The 19,284-nt window shown below is 61.0% G+C and carries 13 protein-coding genes; 7 read left to right on the top strand and 6 right to left on the bottom strand.

Annotation, left to right across the window (positions count from 1 at the left end):
* Window positions 1–6 precede the first annotated feature (6 nt).
* Window positions 7–1,677, top strand: coding sequence for an acetolactate synthase AlsS (gene alsS / locus OKC43_RS10040; protein ID WP_236271890.1), 1,671 nt, complete (start codon window positions 7–9; stop codon window positions 1,675–1,677).
* A 115-nt stretch (window positions 1,678–1,792) separates the two neighbouring features.
* Here the strand turns inward: alsS and OKC43_RS10035 are convergent, their stop codons facing one another.
* Window positions 1,793–3,205, bottom strand: coding sequence for an MATE family efflux transporter (locus tag OKC43_RS10035; RefSeq protein ID WP_236271891.1), 1,413 nt, complete (start codon window positions 3,203–3,205; stop codon window positions 1,793–1,795).
* Between the two features lie 73 nt (window positions 3,206–3,278).
* Window positions 3,279–4,217, bottom strand: a complete 939-nt coding sequence (locus tag OKC43_RS10030) for a LysR family transcriptional regulator (protein WP_064338523.1) — start codon at window positions 4,215–4,217, stop codon at window positions 3,279–3,281.
* Window positions 4,218–4,716: 499 nt separating this feature from the next.
* On the opposite strand from OKC43_RS10030, the gene OKC43_RS10025 reads away from it, so the two are divergent.
* Window positions 4,717–6,009 carry an HAAAP family serine/threonine permease gene (locus OKC43_RS10025; RefSeq protein ID WP_005338498.1) on the top strand — a complete coding sequence of 431 codons (1,293 nt, stop codon included), beginning with the start codon at window positions 4,717–4,719 and terminating at the stop codon, window positions 6,007–6,009.
* Window positions 6,010–6,100: 91 nt separating this feature from the next.
* Here the strand turns inward: OKC43_RS10025 and OKC43_RS10020 are convergent, their stop codons facing one another.
* Together OKC43_RS10020 and OKC43_RS10015 are read right to left on the bottom strand one after the other, a co-directional pair.
* Window positions 6,101–6,820 carry a substrate-binding periplasmic protein gene (locus OKC43_RS10020; RefSeq protein ID WP_236271892.1) on the bottom strand — a complete coding sequence of 240 codons (720 nt, stop codon included), beginning with the start codon at window positions 6,818–6,820 and terminating at the stop codon, window positions 6,101–6,103.
* A gap of 91 nt (window positions 6,821–6,911) precedes the next feature.
* Window positions 6,912–7,934: an MBL fold metallo-hydrolase gene (locus OKC43_RS10015; protein ID WP_236271893.1), complete on the bottom strand. Its 1,023-nt coding sequence runs from the start codon at window positions 7,932–7,934 to the stop codon at window positions 6,912–6,914.
* Between the two features lie 152 nt (window positions 7,935–8,086).
* Between OKC43_RS10015 and OKC43_RS10010 the strand changes: the two genes are divergently transcribed.
* Entirely contained in the window at window positions 8,087–8,986 is a 900-nt protein-coding gene (locus OKC43_RS10010; RefSeq protein WP_236271894.1) for a LysR family transcriptional regulator, read from the top strand.
* Between the two features lie 101 nt (window positions 8,987–9,087).
* On the top strand, window positions 9,088–10,365 hold the full coding sequence (gene yjeH, locus OKC43_RS10005; RefSeq protein WP_031227415.1) for an L-methionine/branched-chain amino acid transporter: 1,278 nt from the start codon (window positions 9,088–9,090) through the stop codon (window positions 10,363–10,365).
* Window positions 10,366–10,407: 42 nt separating this feature from the next.
* Here the strand turns inward: yjeH and OKC43_RS10000 are convergent, their stop codons facing one another.
* The gene (locus tag OKC43_RS10000) at window positions 10,408–10,947 is read right to left on the bottom strand and encodes a GNAT family N-acetyltransferase (RefSeq protein WP_021229177.1); all 540 of its coding nucleotides are present in this window, start codon (window positions 10,945–10,947) and stop codon (window positions 10,408–10,410) included.
* A gap of 68 nt (window positions 10,948–11,015) precedes the next feature.
* Entirely contained in the window at window positions 11,016–12,776 is a 1,761-nt protein-coding gene (locus OKC43_RS09995) for an ABC-F family ATP-binding cassette domain-containing protein (RefSeq protein ID WP_236272500.1), read from the bottom strand.
* 631 nt (window positions 12,777–13,407) lie between these two features.
* On the opposite strand from OKC43_RS09995, the gene cadC reads away from it, so the two are divergent.
* From cadC to OKC43_RS09980, 3 genes are all read left to right on the top strand, one after another.
* Entirely contained in the window at window positions 13,408–14,955 is a 1,548-nt protein-coding gene (gene cadC, locus OKC43_RS09990) for a lysine decarboxylation/transport transcriptional activator CadC (protein WP_236272501.1), read from the top strand.
* Between the two features lie 755 nt (window positions 14,956–15,710).
* Window positions 15,711–17,045 (top strand): cadaverine/lysine antiporter, encoded by a 1,335-nt coding sequence (gene cadB / locus OKC43_RS09985; RefSeq protein WP_005338486.1) that lies wholly within the window; start codon window positions 15,711–15,713, stop codon window positions 17,043–17,045.
* A gap of 77 nt (window positions 17,046–17,122) precedes the next feature.
* Entirely contained in the window at window positions 17,123–19,255 is a 2,133-nt protein-coding gene (locus OKC43_RS09980; protein ID WP_236272502.1) for a lysine decarboxylase CadA, read from the top strand.
* Window positions 19,256–19,284: the final 29 nt, after the last annotated feature.

Below are 19,284 nucleotides of genomic sequence, written 5' to 3'. Positions count from 1 at the left end.
AATAACATGGAAAACAGACAGTGGAAGTGCGGTGCCGAGCTGGTGGTTCGTCATCTGGAGGCGCAAGGGGTCAAGCAGGTGTTCGGGATCCCGGGAGCCAAGATTGACCGGGTGTTCGATGCGCTGGAGGACTCCCCCATCGAGACCATAGTGGTACGCCACGAGGCTAACGCCGCCTTTATGGCTGCCGCCGTGGGACGCCTCACCGGCAAGGCGGGGGTGGCGCTGGTCACCTCGGGCCCCGGCTGCTCCAACCTCATTACCGGGTTGGCGACGGCCACCTCGGAGGGGGACCCCATGGTGGCGCTGGGCGGTGCGGTGCGCCGTGCCGATGGTCTCAAGCTCACCCACCAGAGCATGGATACGGTCAACCTCTGCCGTCCGGTCACCAAGTTCAGTGCCCAGGTCAACAGCGGGGCGGCAATCTCGGAAGTGATGGCTAACGCCTTTCGCGCCGCCGAGCTGGGGCGGCCGGGGGCGGCCTTTGTCAGCCTGCCGATGGATATCATCAACAAGCCGGTGCAGGGCAATGTGCTGGTACCCCGCGAGGTGCCGGAGCCGGGCTGCGCCGATGAACAGAATATGGAGCAGGCATTGACCCTGCTGCGCAACGCCCAGAATCCGGTGGTGCTGCTCGGCCTGATGGCGAGCCGGCCGGAAAATGCCGAGGCAGTGCGCGCCTTCCTCGACAAGGCGCGGCTGCCGGTGACCGGTACCTATCAGGCCGCCGGGGTGGTGGACAGCTGCCACTTCGATGACTTTGCCGGACGGGTCGGGCTGTTTAACAACCAGCCGGGGGATCAACTGCTGGCAGGGGCCGATCTGGTGATCTGCATCGGCTACAGCCCCATCGAGTACGACCCCGTGCTGTGGAATGGCGATCGGGAGCGGCGCATCCTCCATATCGACGTGCTGCCTGCCGATATCGACAGCAGCTACTGCCCGACCGCCGAGCTGGTGGGGTCGATCCGTGCCAACCTGTTGCAGCTGACCTGCATCATGGGCAATCCGAAAATCCGCCCCCCCGAGGTGGATCGGTTGCTGCAAGGGGTACGCCAGCAGCGACTGCGACTGGCGATGCGGGCCGATGACCTGCACGGCAATCCGGTTCACCCCTTGCGTATCGTGCGCGAACTGCAGGATCTGGTGCGCGACGACATGACACTCTGCGTCGACATGGGCAGCTTCCATATCTGGATTGCCCGCTACCTCTACAGCTTCCGCGCTCGTCAGGTGTTGATCTCCAATGGTCAGCAGACCATGGGGGTGGCACTGCCGTGGGCCATCGGTGCGGCGCTGGTGCGGCCGGGGGAGAAGGTGATCTCGGTATCGGGGGATGGCAGCTTTATGCAGTCGAGCATGGAGCTGGAGACGGCGGTGCGGCTCAAGAGCAATATCGTCCACATCATCTGGGTCGATAACGGCTACAACATGGTTGCGATGCAGGAGCAGCAGAAGTATTGCCGCACCTCCGGCGTCTCTTTTGGCCCCATCGATTTCAAACGCTATGCCGAGTCGTTCGGGGCGGCAGGTTTCGCGGTGCATTCGGCCGACGAGCTGCGTGCCACCCTGCGGGCCGCGCTGGCGGTGGAGGGGCCTGCTGTGGTGGCGATCCCGGTGGATTACTCCGACAACCCGGGGCTGATGGCCCAGCTCAGGCCAGAAGTATTGGCATAAGTGTAGGCAGCAGTGCTGGCCTGAATCCTTGTGTAAGGGCAGGCAGACCCGCCCATATAGCAAAAACCGGCATCAATGGATGCCGGTTTTTTATTGTTTTGCGGGACTGGTGGCCTTAACGGGCCAGCTGGACGGCGGTGCGTGCGCGGGCCGGTTGTGGGCGGTGTTTGGCTTTTGGCGCGCAGGCCATCTTCAGGCGCAGCCACTCGCGCCACAGCAGCCAGCAGAGCGGCAGGGTGAGCAGCAGCACGGTCGCGGGCTGGGCCATCAGCACGCCATCACGACCCCACAGTTGCGGCAGCAGGAAGATGAGCGGCAGCAGCAACACGGTTTTGGCGATGGAGATGACCAGCGCCTGACGGGTACGCGCCATGGATTGCAGCAGCACGATGCCGAACATGATGATCCCCTCCAGCGGAATGGCGCCGAGGTTGAGGGTCAGGCTGCTGATGGCGGCGGCCAGCAGTTCGGGATCCTTGTCGCCGGTATAGAGCATGGCGACCTGTCCCGGCAGCAGTTGGATGGTGAGCCACACCAGCATGCCGTAGATAAAAGTGAACTTGAGCCCCATCTCCATCAGGTACTTGAGGTTGCGATGGCGCTTGGCCCCTGCCGCCTTGCTGATGAGCGGCTGAATGCCGAACGCCAGCCCCTGCAGAATGACGATAAAGACCGCTTCGGTGTAACCGGCCACGGTAAAACCCGCCAGATCCTTCACATTGCCATACACCATCAGCTGGCTGTTGTGCAGCATCAGCAGCAGGCCGAGGTTGAACTGGGCAATCAGGCTCGGCAGGCCGGTAAAGAGCAGGTGCGGCATGGCGGGGAGGTTGGGTACCAGATCCCGCCAGCTGAGGCGAAGCCGCGCCCAGGGGGTAAAGAAGTAGCCAAGACCGATCAGGCTCACCGCACCCTCTGCCATCAGGGTGGCTTGCGCAGTACCGATCAGTCCCAGCCCCAACCGACCCACCATGATGTAGTTGAGGATGATATTGAGCACGGCGCCGCTGCTCACCAGCACCATGGCCAGTTTCGGGCGGCCATCGTTGCGCAGCAGATAGGGAACCGCCAGATTGCTGGCCAGCAGCAGGGTACCGCCGCCAATCCAGGTGAGGTAGTCACTCGCCTGTTTCCAGGTCTCGGTGCCCTGTTCAATCCCCAGCCCCAGCAGGATATCGGTGTGGGTGTAATAGAGCAGCACCGGCGCAACTACCCCAAGACCGGCCAGCAGCCAGAGGGCGTTGACCAGCGCCTGACGGGCCAGTGTGTCGTTTTTCGCCCCTTGCTGGAAGGAGATGGCGGTGGCGGCCCCCATGCTGATCATGGCGGCCAGACCGATCAGCACCATGATGACCGGATAGACCAGGTTGATCCCGGCGAGGCCAGCGGCGCCCACATAGTGGCCGACGAAGATGCCGTCGATGAGGTAGTAGGCCCCCGAGACCAGCATGGCAAGAATGGAGGGGAGGGCGTAAGCCCAGAAGCGACGGGTCATGGCCCGTTGCCGCAGTGTTAAATAGGCAGACATATCTGTTCTCTCGGGGAGTTCGATTATCGAACAGCTAGTCTAGATTAATACTTATTTGGTGATAATCAGGGTTTCACTTGATGAATTGCTGAGTATTGCTCATTAATCCGGGGTTTTGGTAGTGGGCCTTGAGCATGTCGATCAGGATGCGCAGCCCGCTGCCCAGCTGATGCCGACTGGGATAGAAGAGATAGAAGCCGGCAAAGGTGGGGCACCAGGGCTCCAGCACGGTGAGCAGTTTCCCTTCCGCGACCTTCTGGCTTACCTCCTCTTCCAGACAGTAGGCCAGTCCCAGCCCCGCCTCGGCGGCGCCCAGATAGAGGGCCGGGGTGCTGGTGGTGAGCGGCCCGGTCACTTCGATCTCCAGCATGGTGCCATCGGCGGCAAAGGCCCAGCGATAGTGATGGTGCGGAGTGAGACGATAGCCGATGCAGGCGTGGCGGCTCAGCTCGCTCGGGTGTTCCGGCGTACCGTGCTCCGCCAGATAGGCCGGGGAGCCCACCACCAGATAGCGTTGGGGCGGGCCGAGGGGGATGCCGATCATCTCCTTGGGCAGCAGATCGCCATAAAAGAGCGCGGCATCGTAACCATCCTCAATCAGCCGGGGCATCAGCTCCTGCTCCACCACCTCCACCTGCATCCGCGGATAACGGGCCAGATAGTCGATCAGCACAGGTGCCAGCAGGCTGTCGATGGCGCCGCGGGGGGCGCAGAGTTTGAGTCGCCCCACCGGCTCATCGCTGTTGCGGGCCAGCTCGCAAAGCGCCTCTTCCAAGGTATTGAGGGTGGGGAGCAGCTGCTTGAGCAACCGCTGGCCCGCTTCTGTCGGCACCACGGCGCGGGTGCTGCGGTTGAGCAGCCGTACTCCCAGACGGGCTTCCAGCCCCTTCAGGCTATGGCTGAGGGCGGAGGCGGAGACCCCGAGTTCGAGGGCGGCCTTGCTGAAACTGCGGTGACGGGCGACGGCGGCAAACACTGCCAGTTCGGCGAGATCGGTACGGGTAATGGTCATCATCAATCAACAAAAAGGCGTGAGTCACAAGGGTACGCCAAGGCCGTGCTGCACACAATCCGCGCTAAACGGGTGGCTTGTTGCAAATATGTAGCTGCTCGCAGGCCATTGATTCCAGTGAAACTAAGTTGAATTGTTAAAAAAAACTCACAATAAGGCGCTTTGAGTGTGATCTTGGTCGTCCGAAAGGCGACCAAAATCAAACTTTGGTTGATTAATTCAAAAAAACGCTGTGATTAATAAGGGCATTTAATTAAAGTCAGCCCATCAAGAGTGGCGCACGTTAATCGGTTGTTAATTGAGACGGGCGCCGACCCTCAGGGTCAAAATCTCGCACTGTTGTTTGTTGCAATCCTGTTGTCACAAGGAGTGATGGCCAGGTTGCCGGGGGGGCGAGAGGTTAATATCAAGGACGGACAGCAGGCGTTCCAGGGAGATGGAACCGGGCCAAGGCCCGACCAAACAAGAATCCCATTTTCCTAGATGACAGGAACAACGTATGTCTGACATGAATATTGCAGCTGATGGTCGTTTAGCCAGCAACACCTCCCGCGGCGTCAACAAGGCCGATGTGGTCTGGATGCTGGGTCTGTACGGTACCGCGATCGGTGCCGGTGTGCTCTTCCTGCCAATCAACGCCGGTGTAGGTGGCCTGTGGCCGCTGGTTGCCATGTTGATCCTGGCGCTGCCGCTGACTTTCTTTGCTCACCGTGGTCTGACCCGCTTCGTGCTGTCCGGCTCTACCCGTGATGGCGACATCACTGAAGTAGTAGAAGAGCACTTCGGCAAGACCGCAGGCAAATTCATCACCCTGCTCTACTTCTTTGCCATCTACCCGATCGTGCTGATGTATTCAGTCGCCATCACCAACACCGTCGAGAGCGTGATTGTTCACCAGCTGGGCATGTCTGCACCTCCCCGTGCCGTTCTGTCACTGGCCCTGATCCTCGGTCTGATGGCGGTTGTTCGTCTGGGCGGCCAGGTTATCGTCAAAGCGATGAGCGTGCTGGTATTCCCGTTCGTACTCACCCTGATGGGTCTGGCGTTCTACCTGATCCCGCACTGGAACGGTGCCATCATCACTGAAGCTCCGGCCCTGTCCGACGCCTTCAACGGTGACTTCATCAAGACCCTGTGGCTGGCTATCCCGGTAATGGTGTTCTCCTTCAACCACTCCCCGATCATCTCCTCCTTCGCGGTGGACAACAAAGGTCGTTACGGTGAAGGTGCCGAGAAGAAGTGCAGCAACATCCTGCTGGGCGCCCACGTCATGATGGTAATGACCGTTATGTTCTTCGTATTCAGCTGCGTACTGAGCCTCTCCCCGGCTGACCTGGCTGCTGCCAAAGAACAGAACATCTCCATTCTGTCCTACCTGGCCAACCACTTCGATAACCCGGTTATCGGTACTGTGGCTCCACTGATCGCCATGGTTGCCATCAGCAAATCCTTCCTGGGTCACTACCTGGGTGCGCAAGAAGGCATGAACGGCCTGATGGCCAAGGCGCTGCGCGAGAAGGGCAAGAACGTTGACACCAAGCAACTGAACAAAGTCACTGCCGTGTTCATGATCCTGACCACCTGGGCCATCGCCACCATCAACCCGAGCATCCTCGGCATGATTGAAGACCTGGGCGGCCCGATCATCGCAATGCTGCTGTTCCTGATGCCGATGTACGCCATCACTAAGGTTCCGGCCATGCGCAAATACGCTGGCAACATCAGCAACGGCTTCGTGACCATCATCGGCCTGATCGCCATGTCCGGTATCATCTACAAGCTGATTGCCTGATAACTCCGGTTACCAAGTTGAATGAAGAAGCCGCCTCGCAAGAGGCGGCTTTTTTTATGGCTTTTTGGGGCGGCGAGCGGATGCGGTATCGCTACTTCATCAGCTTCTTCACCTCGTCGCTGGCCAGCGCCTTGTTGAATTTGTCCCGCGCCTCTTTCCCCTTGGCGGAGTTGGTAAAGCAGACGTGGAGAGACTTGTCCTCGAGGATCTTGCCGTTGAAACCGAGGTTGGCGGCGACGTCCTTGAGTTGGGGATCGCTCTCCAGCAGATAGGTCATCACATTCTGGTCGATGACCGCCAGATCGAGCCGACCGTTGCCGAGCTTGAGCAGGTTCTGGCTGTCCGAGCTGGTGGCGTCAGCCGAGAGTGCCTTGCTGGCCACTTTTTCGTCGAACTCGGTGGTATTCACATAGCCGGTGACGACACCAATTTTCTTGCCCTTGAGGTCATCAAGGCTCTGCCAAGTGACCGGCTGATCGGCTCGCTGGGCAAACCCGAGAGGGCCGTTACCTATGGGGTCGGAGAAGAGGCAACTGCTCTTGGGATCAAGATACTCGGGGAAGTAGCCCAGCACCTCTGGGTTGTTGGTCGCCTCGTCCACGGCCCGTTGCCAGGGGTAGAACTTGATGGTCAGCGGATCGCCAGCCAGGACAAAGGCTGCGGTCACCACCTGACTGCTCTTGCCCTGTTCAGGGAGGCTGGCGCTGGTGTAAGGGGGCCATTCAAGGCTGGTCAACACCGCCGCCTGAGCGGCCGACATGCCGAACAAGGGAAGAGTGGCCAGGGCGAGGTGCTTCCATTTCAGGCTCATAGAGATAACTCCTTGTGGTCAAACACCCCTTAAAGATAGCCCCCGGTGTCGATTGCGGATGCCGACCATGGCTGACCGGCATCCGTGCCAGCTATTTATTGTCGATATTCTCCGACTGCCAGAGGGCATAGCCCTTGCCGGAGGCCGTGGTGGGTAGATCAATCTGCATCAGGTCGTTGCCGATGACGAAGGGGCCCGTGTAGCGGGCACGCAGATCCTGCGCCAGATCTTTGACCCTGATCTTGCCGTTGAGGCCGATATGGCTGAACACGGTCAGCGCCGGTTTGGCTTCGTTCATTACCCGGGCCGCCTGCTCGGGGGAGGCGAGGTGACCGGCGATCGCCTTGTAGCCGGGGTTGGCCTTCATCTGTTTGGCAGAGGTCATGGAGACGCAGTGCACCAGCAAGTCGGCCCCTTTGGCCTGCTTCACCACTTCGGGGCTGTAGCGGGTATCGCCGGAGAGCACCACGCTGTGGCCGTGGTAGTCGATGCGATAGCCGAATGACGGCTTGATGTTGACCCCGTGGTCGTTGTCAAAGGCGGTTACCTTGACCCCGTCATGGTTGTAGACCACCCCGGCGGTGACCTCGTGGCTGTTGATCTCCACCCCGTCCAGCGGCGTTCCCTCATCCTTGACCCGGGTGGCGATGTCGGTGGCGTAGGCCTGCTGCAAGCCACGGGCGAGAGCTGTGGTGCCTTTGGGGCCGTAGAGCTCCATCGGCGCGTGGCGCTGGCCATAGGCCGGTTGCAGCCAGCCGGTCAGCCAGAGATCCGCCAGCCCGTTGGTGTGGTCGGAGTGAAAGTGGGTGAGGAAGAAGGCGTTGACCCGGCCGATGGGGATATGCAGCTGCCACAGGCGAGTGGCGGAGTTGCGGCCAAAATCGAATACCAGCTTCTGGTTGCCCGCTTCGACCAGAGTGCTGTAACCGCCCCGACTGATCTGGGGTACCGGAGTGCCGGTGCCGAGCAGGCTGACCCGAAAGATATCGGGCTGAGCTTGAGTTGCTGAGGCTGGGGCATGGTCGTGGTTGCTGATAAAGCTGCTCTCGGCGGCCTGACTGGCGCCGCTGGCCAGCAGACCGACCAGTAATGCGGCCAGATAGGTGTTTTTCATGGGAATTTATCCTGTGGGGAAGGGACGGCATCACTGTATTGGTAACTAAAAGTTGAATAAATTGGCTAAAATCCATTTCTTACTAAACTTTTGGTTGTGAATTAGGACTCGGTAGCGGGTCGTGTTACTCAGGAACGAACAAAGGAGCGGTTGTGGACCGATTGACCAGCATGCGTATCTTCACCCGGGTGGTGGATCTCGGCTCCTACAGCGCGGTGGCGAGCGAAGAGGGGATCAGCGCCCAGATGGTGGGCAAGCATGTGCTGGGACTGGAGCAGTGGCTGGGGGGCAAGCTGTTTCACAAGACCACCCGCCAGCAGACTCTCACCGAACTGGGCCAGCTTTTTCTCGCTCGCTGCCAGCGGGTACAGGAGGAGCTGGCACTGACCGAGTCGCTCACCCAGAATCTGCTGGCCGAGCCGGCCGGCCGGCTGCGCATCGCCGCTCCCCTCAGCTTTGGCCACCACCGGCTGGTGCCGCTGCTGCCCGCTTTTCTCGACCGCTACCCCAAGCTGGATCTGGATCTGCAGCTCACCCCGCGCTGGGTCGATCTGGTGGAGGAGGGATTCGATGCCGCCATCCGCACCCTGCGCCCGCAGGATGAGGCGCTGATCGCCCGTCCGCTGCTGACCCAGCACTACCGCCTCTGCGCTGCCCCCGACTACCTCAATCGCCACGGCGTGCCCCGTCATCCGGCCGATCTCGCCCGCCACCAGTGTCTGCACGGCAACTGGGGCGAGCACGAGCGTTGGCAATTTGTTGGCGAGGATGGTCAGAGCGAGGAGGTGCGGGTCGCCTCGCGCCTGCGCATCAATCACTGGCCAGCCTTGTTGACGGCTGCGCTCTCGGGTGCTGGCATCACCTTGCAGCCAGCCGAACAGGTACGTGAGCATATCGCTGCGGGGCGTCTGTTGCCGCTGCTTGGCCGCTATCAGAGCCCTGCCAAGACCCTCTACTTCATCTATCCGGCGGCGCGGCGGCAGGTGCTCAAGATCACCCTGCTGGGGGATTTTCTGGCCGAGTCCCTGCAAGCTGGGCCCGAGCCCGAATAAAAGGCTGCATATTTTCGCCCCCACGCTTAACCATCGTACTTAACAAAGGAGCGGGGCAGGCCTAACATGGCGGGATGTTTTTTTCGTCAGGACAAAAGGATATGTCTGGGTTGAAAAAGGATCTCGGGCTCTGGCAGGGGATGGGGCTGCTCGCCACCTCGCTGCTCGGCACCGGGATCTTCGTGGTACCGGCGACTGCCGCCTCGCTGGCGGGTGGGGCCTCGCTCTGGGCCTGGTTGCTGCTGATTGCGCTGGTGCTGCCCATCGCCTTTACCTTCGCTCGCCTCGGTCGTCGCTATCCCCATGCGGGCGGTGCGCCGCACCTGATTGGCCTTGCTTTTGGCAACGGCGCCGAGCGCTTCTCCGCCTTCCTGTTTCTGGCAGTGCTGCCGGTGGGGCTGCCTGCCGCCCTGATGATTGCCGCCGGCTTCTGGCACGCCCTGTTCGAGATGGGGGAGTGGACCCTCTGGGCCATCCAGCTGCTGACCCTGCTCGGGGTCTTTCTGCTGGGGCTGCGCGGGGCGCGCTCCTCCGGCAACCTGCAGTTGCTGATCGCGCTCGCCATTTTGGGGCTCACCCTGCTTATCTGGTTCAAGGGGGAGGTGAGCTGGCGCGATGCGGCCCGGCCGCTACCGAGCGCGGATGAGTGGCCCCCTATGGCCACTGCGCTGGCGGTGATGTTCTGGTGTTTCGTCGGGCTGGAAGCCTTTGCTCATATGGGGGAGGAGTTCAAGCGGCCTGAGCGGGACTACCCCATCGCCCTGCTCGGCGGGGTACTGCTGGCGGGGCTCATCTACTGGATCCACTCGCTGGTGGTGCTCAAATATGGCCTCTACGGCGATGAGGCGAAAAACGCCACCGCCATCCCCTCCCTGCTGGCGCTGCTGTTCGGCCCCACCGCCAAGTGGCTGGTGGCGGTGCTCGGCTACCTCTCCTGCTTTGCCAGCATCAACATCTACATTCAGGGCTTTGCCCGGCTGATCTGGAGCATGGCGCGGGAAGGCAAGTTGCCCCCCTCGCTGGCCGTGCTCACCGCGCGCGGCGCGCCGCTGCGGGCGCTCACTCTGGTGCTCGCTATCTGTCTGCTATGCATCACCCTCATCATCTGGCTGCGACTGCCGCTCGATGAGCTGATCCGCTACGCCAACGGCAACTTCGTGCTGGTCTACCTGCTCTGCATGGCGGCGGGCTGGCGTCTGCTCGGCGGGGTGGGCAAGGGGCTGGCGGGGGTGAGCGTTCTGCTCTGCGCTCTGGTGCTGGTGGCGCTCGCCACTCAGGTGCTCTATGCGGTGGTGCTGAGTCTTGGCTACGGCTGCTTCTCCCTGTGGCGGCGCAGACGCCGGCTGCTGACCTCTGACGATATTTGCGCCATCAAGTAGCCCCCGAAAAAAGCCCCGCAGTGCGGGGCTTGTTGTTGTCTGTCAGCGGCTTGCGGGCAGGTCGCTGCGCAAGATGGCGTAGTGGCGCAGGGAGATGAAGCCATCCCCCTTGCGTTCGCACTCCCGCGCCGTGCCCTCGTAGTGAAAACCGGCCCGCTCCAGCAGACGGGCGGAGGGGAGGTTGGGCTCCTCCACCACCGCCAGCAGCCGGTGCAGGTCGGTAGTGCGGTAAGTGAGCGGCAGCCACAGCCGCAGCGCCGCGCTCATCACCCCCTTGCCCCAATGCTCGGGATAGAGCCAGTAGCCCAGCTCGGCCCGCCGATGAGTCGGGTCGGCATCGTTGTAACCGATGGCGCCGAGCGGCTCGCCCGATCGCCGGTCGCGAATGAGGTGCCAGGCGCCACTGCCGGTACGGGTCAACTCTGCATACCACGTCATCTGGGCCTGGCACGCCGTCAGGCTGTCGTAGCTGACGCCGTAGTAGGCGACGACCCGCGGATCCGACAGACCGCGGAAGATGTGGGGCAGGTCGGCGTCGGTGACCGGATCCAGCCTGATGTGGGGTTGTTGCGTTGATGTCATGGTGGCTCCTTGCGGCCAACCGGAGTTGGCCGCGTGAGTTGAGTAGTAATGGATGGATGATGCCGGCATCAGGCAAAGCCGAGCCGCTCGGCAAGGTGCGCCAGCTCGCTCTGCCACTGCTGCTGCAGGCGCGGGGTCTGGTGTCTGGGCTTGCGGGCCAGATCGGCGGCGAGCAGGGCATCGAGTTCATACCAGCGTGCCAGCAGCGCCTCTTCGTCATCTGCCTGTCCAGCCGGGGCCTTCCCCATGGCGGGGTCGGCCAGTGTCTGAGCTGTTGTGGGGAGGGCCCTGCTTGCCTTGTCTGCTGCCGGCAAGGGGGCATCGCCGAGCAGTTCGGCATAGGCCCGCTCGGCGCTGTGGGCCTCCCGGATCTGCCCGTCCCTGATCAGCCAGAAGCGGTTACAGCTGCGCTCGATCAGCTCCCGGTCGTGGGAGACAAGTAGCACGCTGCCCGGGAAGGCGGCAATCGCCTCGGCCAGCTCCTCCTTGCCTGCCAGATCCAGGTGGTTGGTGGGCTCGTCGAGCCAGAGCATGTGGTGGCTGCCGAGGGACAGGGCGAGAAACAGCAGCCGTGCCCGCTCGCCCCCGCTCAAGGTACGTACCTGCTGGCCGTGACGGGCATAAGGGAAGCCCGCCCGGATCAGCGCCTGACGCCGGGTCGTCTCCGGCAGAGGAGCCTGCGAGTAGAGGGCATCGCTCAGGGGGGCGTCGTCAGACAGCTGCTGCAGCGACTGATCGTAATAGGCGATGCTGGCGCCGGGGTGGCAGTACCAGCCCGCCTGCGGGCTCTGCGCGGCCAGTTCGCGCCAGCACTGGCGAAGCAGGGAGGACTTGCCGGTGCCGTTGGCTCCGAGCAGCGCGACCTTGTCTCCCGCCCGCAGCCATAGCCCTTCGGCGCGCAGCAGCGGCGGCAATGCTGGCGCTGGCGATACGTCGAGGGTCTCCAGTCGCAGCAGCGTGTCGGCAGGCAGGCTCACTCCGCGCAGCTCGAGCCGCCAGGGGGCCTGCGCTGCCACCTGGCTCTGCTCCTCCTGCAGGCGGGCGATGCGCTTCTCCATGGATTTGGCCTGACGCACCAGCTTCTCGTTGTCATGCTCTCGCCCCCAGATGGCGAGGCGTTTGCTGCTGGCGCTCAGGCGGTCTATCTCTTTTTGCTCGTCAGCCCGGCGCAGGAGGGCCTGCTCATCCTCGGCGGCCAGCGCCGCTCGCGCCTCGCTGCAGGGCAGGGCGAAGCGGTGCAGCTCGCCATCGCGCAGGATCAGGGTCTGCTCGGTGACCCGATCCAGCAGGCGGCCATCGTGGGAGACCAGCACGAAGGCGCCGCGCCAGCCCAGCAGAAACTGCTCGAGCCAGAGCAGGGCGGGCAGATCAAGGTGGTTGCTGGGCTCATCGAGCAGCAGCAGGTTGGGTTGGCGCAGCAGGGCACGGCCTATCTGCAGTCGGCTGTGCTGGCCGCCGCTGAGTGCACTGACCGGCAGCGTGGCCTGAGCTTCCAGCTGCAACTCGGTCAGCAGCTTGTCCACCTGCCACTCGGCGCTCGGGTCATTGCCCAGCGCATCCAGCAGCACGGCGCGGGTGCTGAGGGTAGAGAGACCGGCGGGTAGTTGTTGGGCCACGAACTCGCAGCGGCAGGCTGCGGCCTGCACGACCCGGCCGGCTTGAGGCGTGCGCTCGCCCGCCAGCAGCGCCAGCAGGGTGCTCTTGCCGCAGCCGTTGGCGCCAATCAGGCCGAGCCTGTCACCTGCGCGGATGCCGAGTTCGAGATTGTCAAATAAAGGAAGGTGCCCCGCACTCATCTGCAGGGAATGGGTACTCATCAGGGTTGTCATGCTCTTGCTCTCTTAAATCGCGGGATCAGAAATCCCTGTCATCAGGAGCGCTGGCGACAACGGCAGAGTCGAGAAAGGTCTCGGTATGGAGGGGAGTCGGCTTTGCTCGAACCCGCTATCGCAGCGCGATGGTATGCAGGCAAGAGCAGGCAAATGTGCCGAACAGGCGGGCCGAAATGATCGGGCACGCTTGGATAACCATGTTTTACCTCCTTTTGTTTCGTTATGGCACGGTGCGGCGATTATAAGAAGAGAGCCGGATCCAGTTCAACGATTTATCATCGTTGCGAGAGGGGCTATGGAGAGGTTGCCCATATGGGCCCACTATTATCTTATCCTTGGCCCCAAACCCCCTGTTGGATCAACTCAACGGCGATTTATAGCCAAAAAAAGTGGGATCCAGCTCCCGTTTTGCTTAAAGTGATCCCTTCCGATCCCGGTGGTCGGAATGCCCGCAAGGATGCCCTTCAGACGTAAACAGGATGGCCTGGCCAGACTGACTCTCAGAGATGTGATTGCTTCGGTTCTCTTTTTATCTGTCACCTGTGGTGATAGCGCCTTGTTCCGTTCAGTCAGCCCGGGTTTTGCGTCTCTCTCATCGTGCATTGTCACCATCTGCAGCGAGTGAATCATGAGCGAATCGGTTTTTGAGATCCACGACTGGACCCTGAGCGTTGACGACAACATGTTGTGTCGCCCCGACCGCGAGGTCTACCTCGAACCCAGACTGGTCAACCTGTTGCGGTTTCTGGCCCATAATGCCGGCACCGTGTTTGGCCGCGATGCCCTGATCAACGAGGTGTGGGATGGCGCCGAGGTGACCGATCAGGTAGTGACCCAGTCCATCTTCGAACTGCGCAAGATCCTCAAAGATGGTCGCACCGATGCGACCGATTATATCGTCACCGTACCCAAGCGCGGCTACAAGCTGGTGGCACCGGTGCGGCCGTTGCAGGTGGTTTCTGTGGTGATGGCGGACGAGCAGCCCGCGGTCAATACCGCTCTCTCAGACAACCCGACGCTCTCCGATCTGAGCCCGCCTGCGGCTGAGCAGGATGATGATGCACAGCCCAATGTCGCCCCTTTTCCCGCCGGGCCCCTGACCCGCGCCATCTCCACCCATGTCAAGGATGCCCGCAGCCGCTGGAAGATGGTGAGTTTCGATATCTTCGTTGCCATCGTGCTGATCGCCATTGTCAGCATGCTCAGCTACCAGCACACCAGCCCCCAGGTGCATGCCATGCTGGATCCCAATCTGCTGGTGTTCCGCTTCCACTCCGGCATGGATGACAACAACGAGAACGTGCGCCTCGCCGATGGCATTACCCGCGCCCTGATGGGGGAGGTGGCGGTGGCCACGCCGCTGAGGGTGCAGTATGGTGCCACCACTCTGATGGGGGGCATCATGCCCGGCAAGGAGCTGAGTGTACGGGTCACCCGCCAGCCCCGTGGCACCTATCTCGATCTGGAGTATCGCAATATCAACACCAACCGGGTGCTGTTCAGCCATCAGTACCAGCTCAGTCGCCACAGTGTGCACGGCGTGTTGCAGGCGAGCAGCCAGGATCTGCTGCGCGCCCTCGACCAACCCGATGCCGAGCCGGGGATGGGCTGGCCCACCGATGATGCCTCCCTGATGGCGATGATGGAGGCGCAGTACTACATCAACAGCCGGGATCCGGTCGCCCTCAAGCGCGGTATCGATCTGCTGGAGCAGGCGCTGATTACCCATCCGGATCAGCCGCTGCTGCTGGCGGAGCGCTATCTGGCTGGCGAGGCGCTGGCCACCTTGGCGGGCAAATCCGAGAGCGAGCGGTTGCAGGGGATTGGCACCCATCTCGCCAGCGTGGTGCAAAACAGCGGCGCCCTGCCAGCCCGGGTGTGGGAGGCGTTGACCCTGCAGGCGATCCTCAACGGCCAGCAACAGCAGGCCAACTATCTGCTGGAGAAGGCGGCGAGTCGCGGCCGCTCGGTGCTCTACTACATACTGCAGGGCAAGCTGGCGGAGCTGGACGGTCGCCCCGAGGCGGCGGGTGATGCCTACAGTCAGGCCTTTCTGATGGAGGCGACCGAGCAGACCTATCTGCTCTGCCAGCAGCTCGGTTTCTACAGCAATATGGAGAGCCTCACTCCGGCTCTGTTCAATGCATTGGGTCAGAGCAAGGTGAAGCTCTTTTAACACCGCAGTTTGGTTTTCCCCCGGTCGGTGCGGTTGCCGACCTCATCCACAGGCTGCCTTCGGGCGGCCTGTGCGGTTTCTGCTCGTCTCAATCCTGCATGTTTGCCACCGGGGATGGTCGCTCTGGTGCGGCCCGATTTATCCCCCGCAGTTCCCCACTATCTACATCTGCCTTTGTCTTGCCCGCGGCATTCGCGGCACACGCGTTTGTTCGGCTTCACGCCGCGCACGCAGCTTGTGACATCTGCTCATGGTTGGCGGCGGGATAAGCTGTCCGTCACGACCCATTTCTCATTGCTGACCTGTTATCGCCATTGAGTTTTATCTCTGAGCCTGGATTGTGATGAGCCGAGCGGAGGGGCGAACAGGATGTGACTGGCCACTCAGGGTGATGATCCGCAGGGCTTCCAAATGGCCGCAAGGGCAGGGGGTTCAATGGGATCTGCTTTATCCCGGGTTTATCTGGCCAAAAATATCAAGACGGCGAGATAAGGGGGTTATCAAGGGGAAAAAATTGGGCAGAAGGATATCAAGGTTTTATCAAGATGGCGGTGCACCATGATGCCAATCTACTGTTTTTGAATGGTTTTTATCAAAAATAATGAGGCGGCGAAAAAAGTTGCCTCATATTTTTATCCGTTAGCTGGTCTTTATGTTTTCTGGGGATGAGAGGCCTAGTCTGTGCCCATTCTTTGGCGGGGCGTTCCGCCAAATGTGTATGTGACGACCCGACCTTTTATAGAACCGGAGATCTTATGTCCCTAGATACGAGCAAGAAGATTGGCCTTATCGCCTGTACAGGTGTGGTGGCCGGCAACATGATGGGGAGTGGCATCGCGCTGCTGCCTTCGGCACTGGCCACCATCGGCTCCATCTCTGTCTTTAGCTGGGCAATCTGTCTGGTAGGCGCCATGGGCCTCGCCTTCGTTTTCGCCCGCCTTGCTACCAAGAACCCGCAAGAGGGTGGCCCCATTGCTTACGCTGGCGAGATCTCTCCGGTGTTCGGTTTCCAGACCGGTGTGCTTTATTACCACGCCAACTGGATCGGTAACCTGGCCATCGCCATTACCGGCGTCTCCTACCTCTCGGTCTTCTTCCCCATTCTCAACAGCCCGATCCCGGCCGCAGCAGCTACCATCGCTGCCGTCTGGATCTTCACCTTCGTCAACCTGCTTGGCGGTAGCTGGGTGAGCCGACTCTGTACCCTGGGTCTGGTGCTGATCCTGCTGCCGGTTGTCGGTACTGCGGTGATGGGCTGGGGTCATTTTGATGCCACCGTCTACAGCCAGAACTGGAACACTACCAGCGGCAGCGACCTGCATGCGGTCATCAGCGCCGTGCTGATCTGCCTCTGGTCCTTCGTCGGTGTTGAATCTGCCGCCGTCTCTTCCGGCATGGTGAAGAACCCCAAGCGCACCGTACCGCTCGCTACCATGCTGGGTACCGGTATCGCGGGTGTTATCTACATCCTCTCTACCCAGGTGATCAGCGGCATGTTCCCGGCCGGTGAAGTGGCTGCCTCCGGCGCCCCGTTTGCAATGGCCTCTTCCGCCATCTTCGGTAGCTGGTCTGCGCCGTTCGTCTCTGCCTTCACCGCTCTGGCCTGCTTCACCTCGCTCGGTTCCTGGATGATGCTGGTGGGCGAGGCGGGCAAGCGTGCCGCCAACGACGGCAACTTCCCGAAAATCTACGGCGAAGTGGACAAGAACGGCGTGGCCAAGAAGGGTCTGATCCTGGGCTCCCTCAAGATGACTGCCCTGATGGTTGGCCTGACCGCCTTCACCTCCCAGTCCGCTCACGCTGCCGATCTCTTCAACGTGCTGACCACAGATGCGGTGCTGCTGACCATGCTGCCCTACTTCTACTCCAGCATTAACCTGATCCGCTTCGAAGGCATGACCTCCCGCAGCATCGGCGCCATGATCTTCTCCGGTGTGGCCTGTGTCTTTTGTCTGGTGGCCCTGATGGGTGCCAAGGGTTCCAACCTCACAGCTACCTTCGTGGTGTCGCTCATCATCCTGATGTTCTACGCCAAAAAACAGGGTCTGCGTCAGCACGACGCCCTGCTGAGCGAACAGCCCAGCAACTAATTCCCCCTTTTATCTTCCGAGCGCTCTTCACTCACCATCCCTGATGGAGAGCGCCCCTTTACGTGTGGAGCATTACGATGAATATCATTGCCATCCTCAACCACCTCGGCGTTTTCTTTAAAGAAGAACCCATTCGCCAGCTGCAAGCCTCCCTCGAGCGCAAGGGTTTCGAGGTTGTTTATCCGGTCGACGTCGCCGACCTGCTGAAACTGATTGAGAAGAATCCCCGCGTTTGCGGCGCCATCTTCGACTGGGACAAATACTCCCTGGGTCTGTGCAAGGAGATCCACGATCGCAACGAGAAGCTGCCGATCTTCGCCTTCGCCAACGACCAGTCCACTCTGGATATTCACCTGACCGACCTGCGTCTGAACGTGCACTTCTTCGAGTACCGTCTCGGCATGGCTGACGACATCGCCCTCAAGATGGGTCAGGCCACTCAGGAGTATCAGGACGCCATCCTGCCGCCGTTCACCAAGGCACTGTTCAAGTACGTGGAAGAGGGGAAATACACCTTCTGTACTCCGGGTCACATGGGTGGTACCGCCTTCCAGATGAGCCCGGCCGGCAGCATCTTCTATGACTTCTACGGCCCGAACGCGTTCAAGGCCGACGTCTCCATCTCCATGCCGGAGCTGGGCTCCCTGCTGGATCACTCAGGTCCGCACAAGGAAGCCGAAGAGTACATCGCCCGTACCTTCAACGCCGATCGCTCCTATATCGTTACCAACGGCACCTCTACTGCCAACAAGATCGTCGGCATGTATTCAGCGCCGGCCGGCAGCACAGTGCTGGTTGACCGTAACTGCCACAAGTCGCTCACTCACCTGATGATGATGAACGACGTGACCCCGATCTACTTCCGTCCGACCCGCAACGCCTACGGCATTCTGGGCGGTATCCCGCAGAGCGAATTCACCCGCGACACCATCGCTGCCAAGGTTGCCGCGACACCGGGTGCCCAGGCTCCCCGTTACGCCGTCGTCACCAACTCCACCTATGATGGCCTGCTCTACAACACCGGCTTCATCAAGGAGAGTCTGGATACCCCTTACATCCACTTCGACAGTGCCTGGGTGCCTTACACCAACTTCAGCCCGATCTATGAAGGCAAGTGCGGCATGAGCGGCGAAGCCATGCCGGGCAAGGTGTTCTACGAAACCCAGTCCACCCACAAGCTGCTGGCGGCCTTCTCCCAGGCATCGATGATCCATATCAAGGGTGACGTGGAGGAAGAGACCTTCAACGAAGCCTTCATGATGCACACCTCCACCTCGCCGCAGTACGGCATCGTGGCCTCTACCGAGATCTCCGCTGCCATGATGCGTGGCAACACCGGCAAGCGTCTGATCAAGGACTCCATCGATCGCGCCATCTCCTTCCGCAAAGAGATCAAGCGTCTGCGTGATCAGAGCGAAGGCTGGTTCTTCGACGTATGGCAACCGGACAACATCGACACCGTCGAGTGCTGGAAGCTGGATCCGAAAGATGACTGGCACGGCTTCAAGGACATCGATGACAACCACATGTACCTGGATCCGATCAAGGTCACCCTGCTGACCCCGGGTATGGGTCGTGATGGCAAGCTGCTGGAGAAGGGCATTCCTGCTTCACTGGTCTCCAAATTCCTGGACGAGCGCGGCATCGTGGTCGAGAAGACCGGCCCTTACAACATGCTGTTCCTCTTCTCCATCGGTATCGATCAGTCCAAGGCGATGCAACTGCTGCGTGCCCTGACCGAGTTCAAGCGTGGTTATGACCTGAACCTGACCATCAAGAACATCCTGCCGAGCCTCTATCGTGAAGACCCGAGCTTCTACGAAGGGATGCGCATTCAGGAGCTGGCCCAGAGCATCCACGATCTGACCTGCAAATACCGTCTGCCGGAGCTGATGTTCAAGGCGTTCGACGTGCTGCCGGAGATGAAGATGACCCCGCACGCTGCATGGCAGCAAGAGCTGGCGGGCAATCTGGAAGAGGTGCCGTTGCGTGACATGGTTGACCGCATCAGCGCCAACATGATCCTGCCGTACCCGCCGGGAGTACCGCTGGTACTGCCGGGCGAGATGGTGACCCAGGATTCTCTGCCGGTGCTCGAGTTCCTCGAGATGCTGTGCGAGATCGGTGCCCACTACCCGGGTTTCGAGACCGACATCCACGGCCTCTATCGTCAGGCCGATGGCAGCTACACCGTCAAGGTGCTGCGTTAATCGACAGTGACAACAGTCGAAAGTGACAA

The sequence above is a fragment of the Aeromonas sp. Y289-2 genome (genome assembly GCF_027705925.1).
Classification (GTDB): Bacteria; Pseudomonadota; Gammaproteobacteria; order Enterobacterales; family Aeromonadaceae; genus Aeromonas; species Aeromonas veronii.
Note: the sequence above shows the minus strand (reverse complement) of the source record. Positions and strands in the feature narration are given on the sequence as shown.

What these genes read in the sequence shown, in the direction of transcription:
- OKC43_RS10025 (WP_005338498.1), top strand. Translation starts at nt 4,717, where the DNA reads ATGTCTGACATGAATATTGCAGCTGATGGTCGTTTAGCCAGCAACACC.
- cadB (WP_005338486.1), top strand. Translation starts at nt 15,711, where the DNA reads ATGTCCCTAGATACGAGCAAGAAGATTGGCCTTATCGCCTGTACAGGT.
- OKC43_RS10000 (WP_021229177.1), bottom strand. Translation starts at nt 10,947, where the DNA reads ATGACATCAACGCAACAACCCCACATCAGGCTGGATCCGGTCACCGAC.
- OKC43_RS10035 (WP_236271891.1), bottom strand. Translation starts at nt 3,205, where the DNA reads ATGTCTGCCTATTTAACACTGCGGCAACGGGCCATGACCCGTCGCTTC.
- OKC43_RS10030 (WP_064338523.1), bottom strand. Translation starts at nt 4,217, where the DNA reads ATGACCATTACCCGTACCGATCTCGCCGAACTGGCAGTGTTTGCCGCC.
- yjeH (WP_031227415.1), top strand. Translation starts at nt 9,088, where the DNA reads ATGTCTGGGTTGAAAAAGGATCTCGGGCTCTGGCAGGGGATGGGGCTG.
- OKC43_RS10015 (WP_236271893.1), bottom strand. Translation starts at nt 7,934, where the DNA reads ATGAAAAACACCTATCTGGCCGCATTACTGGTCGGTCTGCTGGCCAGC.
- alsS (WP_236271890.1), top strand. Translation starts at nt 7, where the DNA reads ATGGAAAACAGACAGTGGAAGTGCGGTGCCGAGCTGGTGGTTCGTCAT.
- OKC43_RS10020 (WP_236271892.1), bottom strand. Translation starts at nt 6,820, where the DNA reads ATGAGCCTGAAATGGAAGCACCTCGCCCTGGCCACTCTTCCCTTGTTC.
- OKC43_RS09995 (WP_236272500.1), bottom strand. Translation starts at nt 12,776, where the DNA reads ATGACAACCCTGATGAGTACCCATTCCCTGCAGATGAGTGCGGGGCAC.
- cadC (WP_236272501.1), top strand. Translation starts at nt 13,408, where the DNA reads ATGAGCGAATCGGTTTTTGAGATCCACGACTGGACCCTGAGCGTTGAC.
- OKC43_RS09980 (WP_236272502.1), top strand. Translation starts at nt 17,123, where the DNA reads ATGAATATCATTGCCATCCTCAACCACCTCGGCGTTTTCTTTAAAGAA.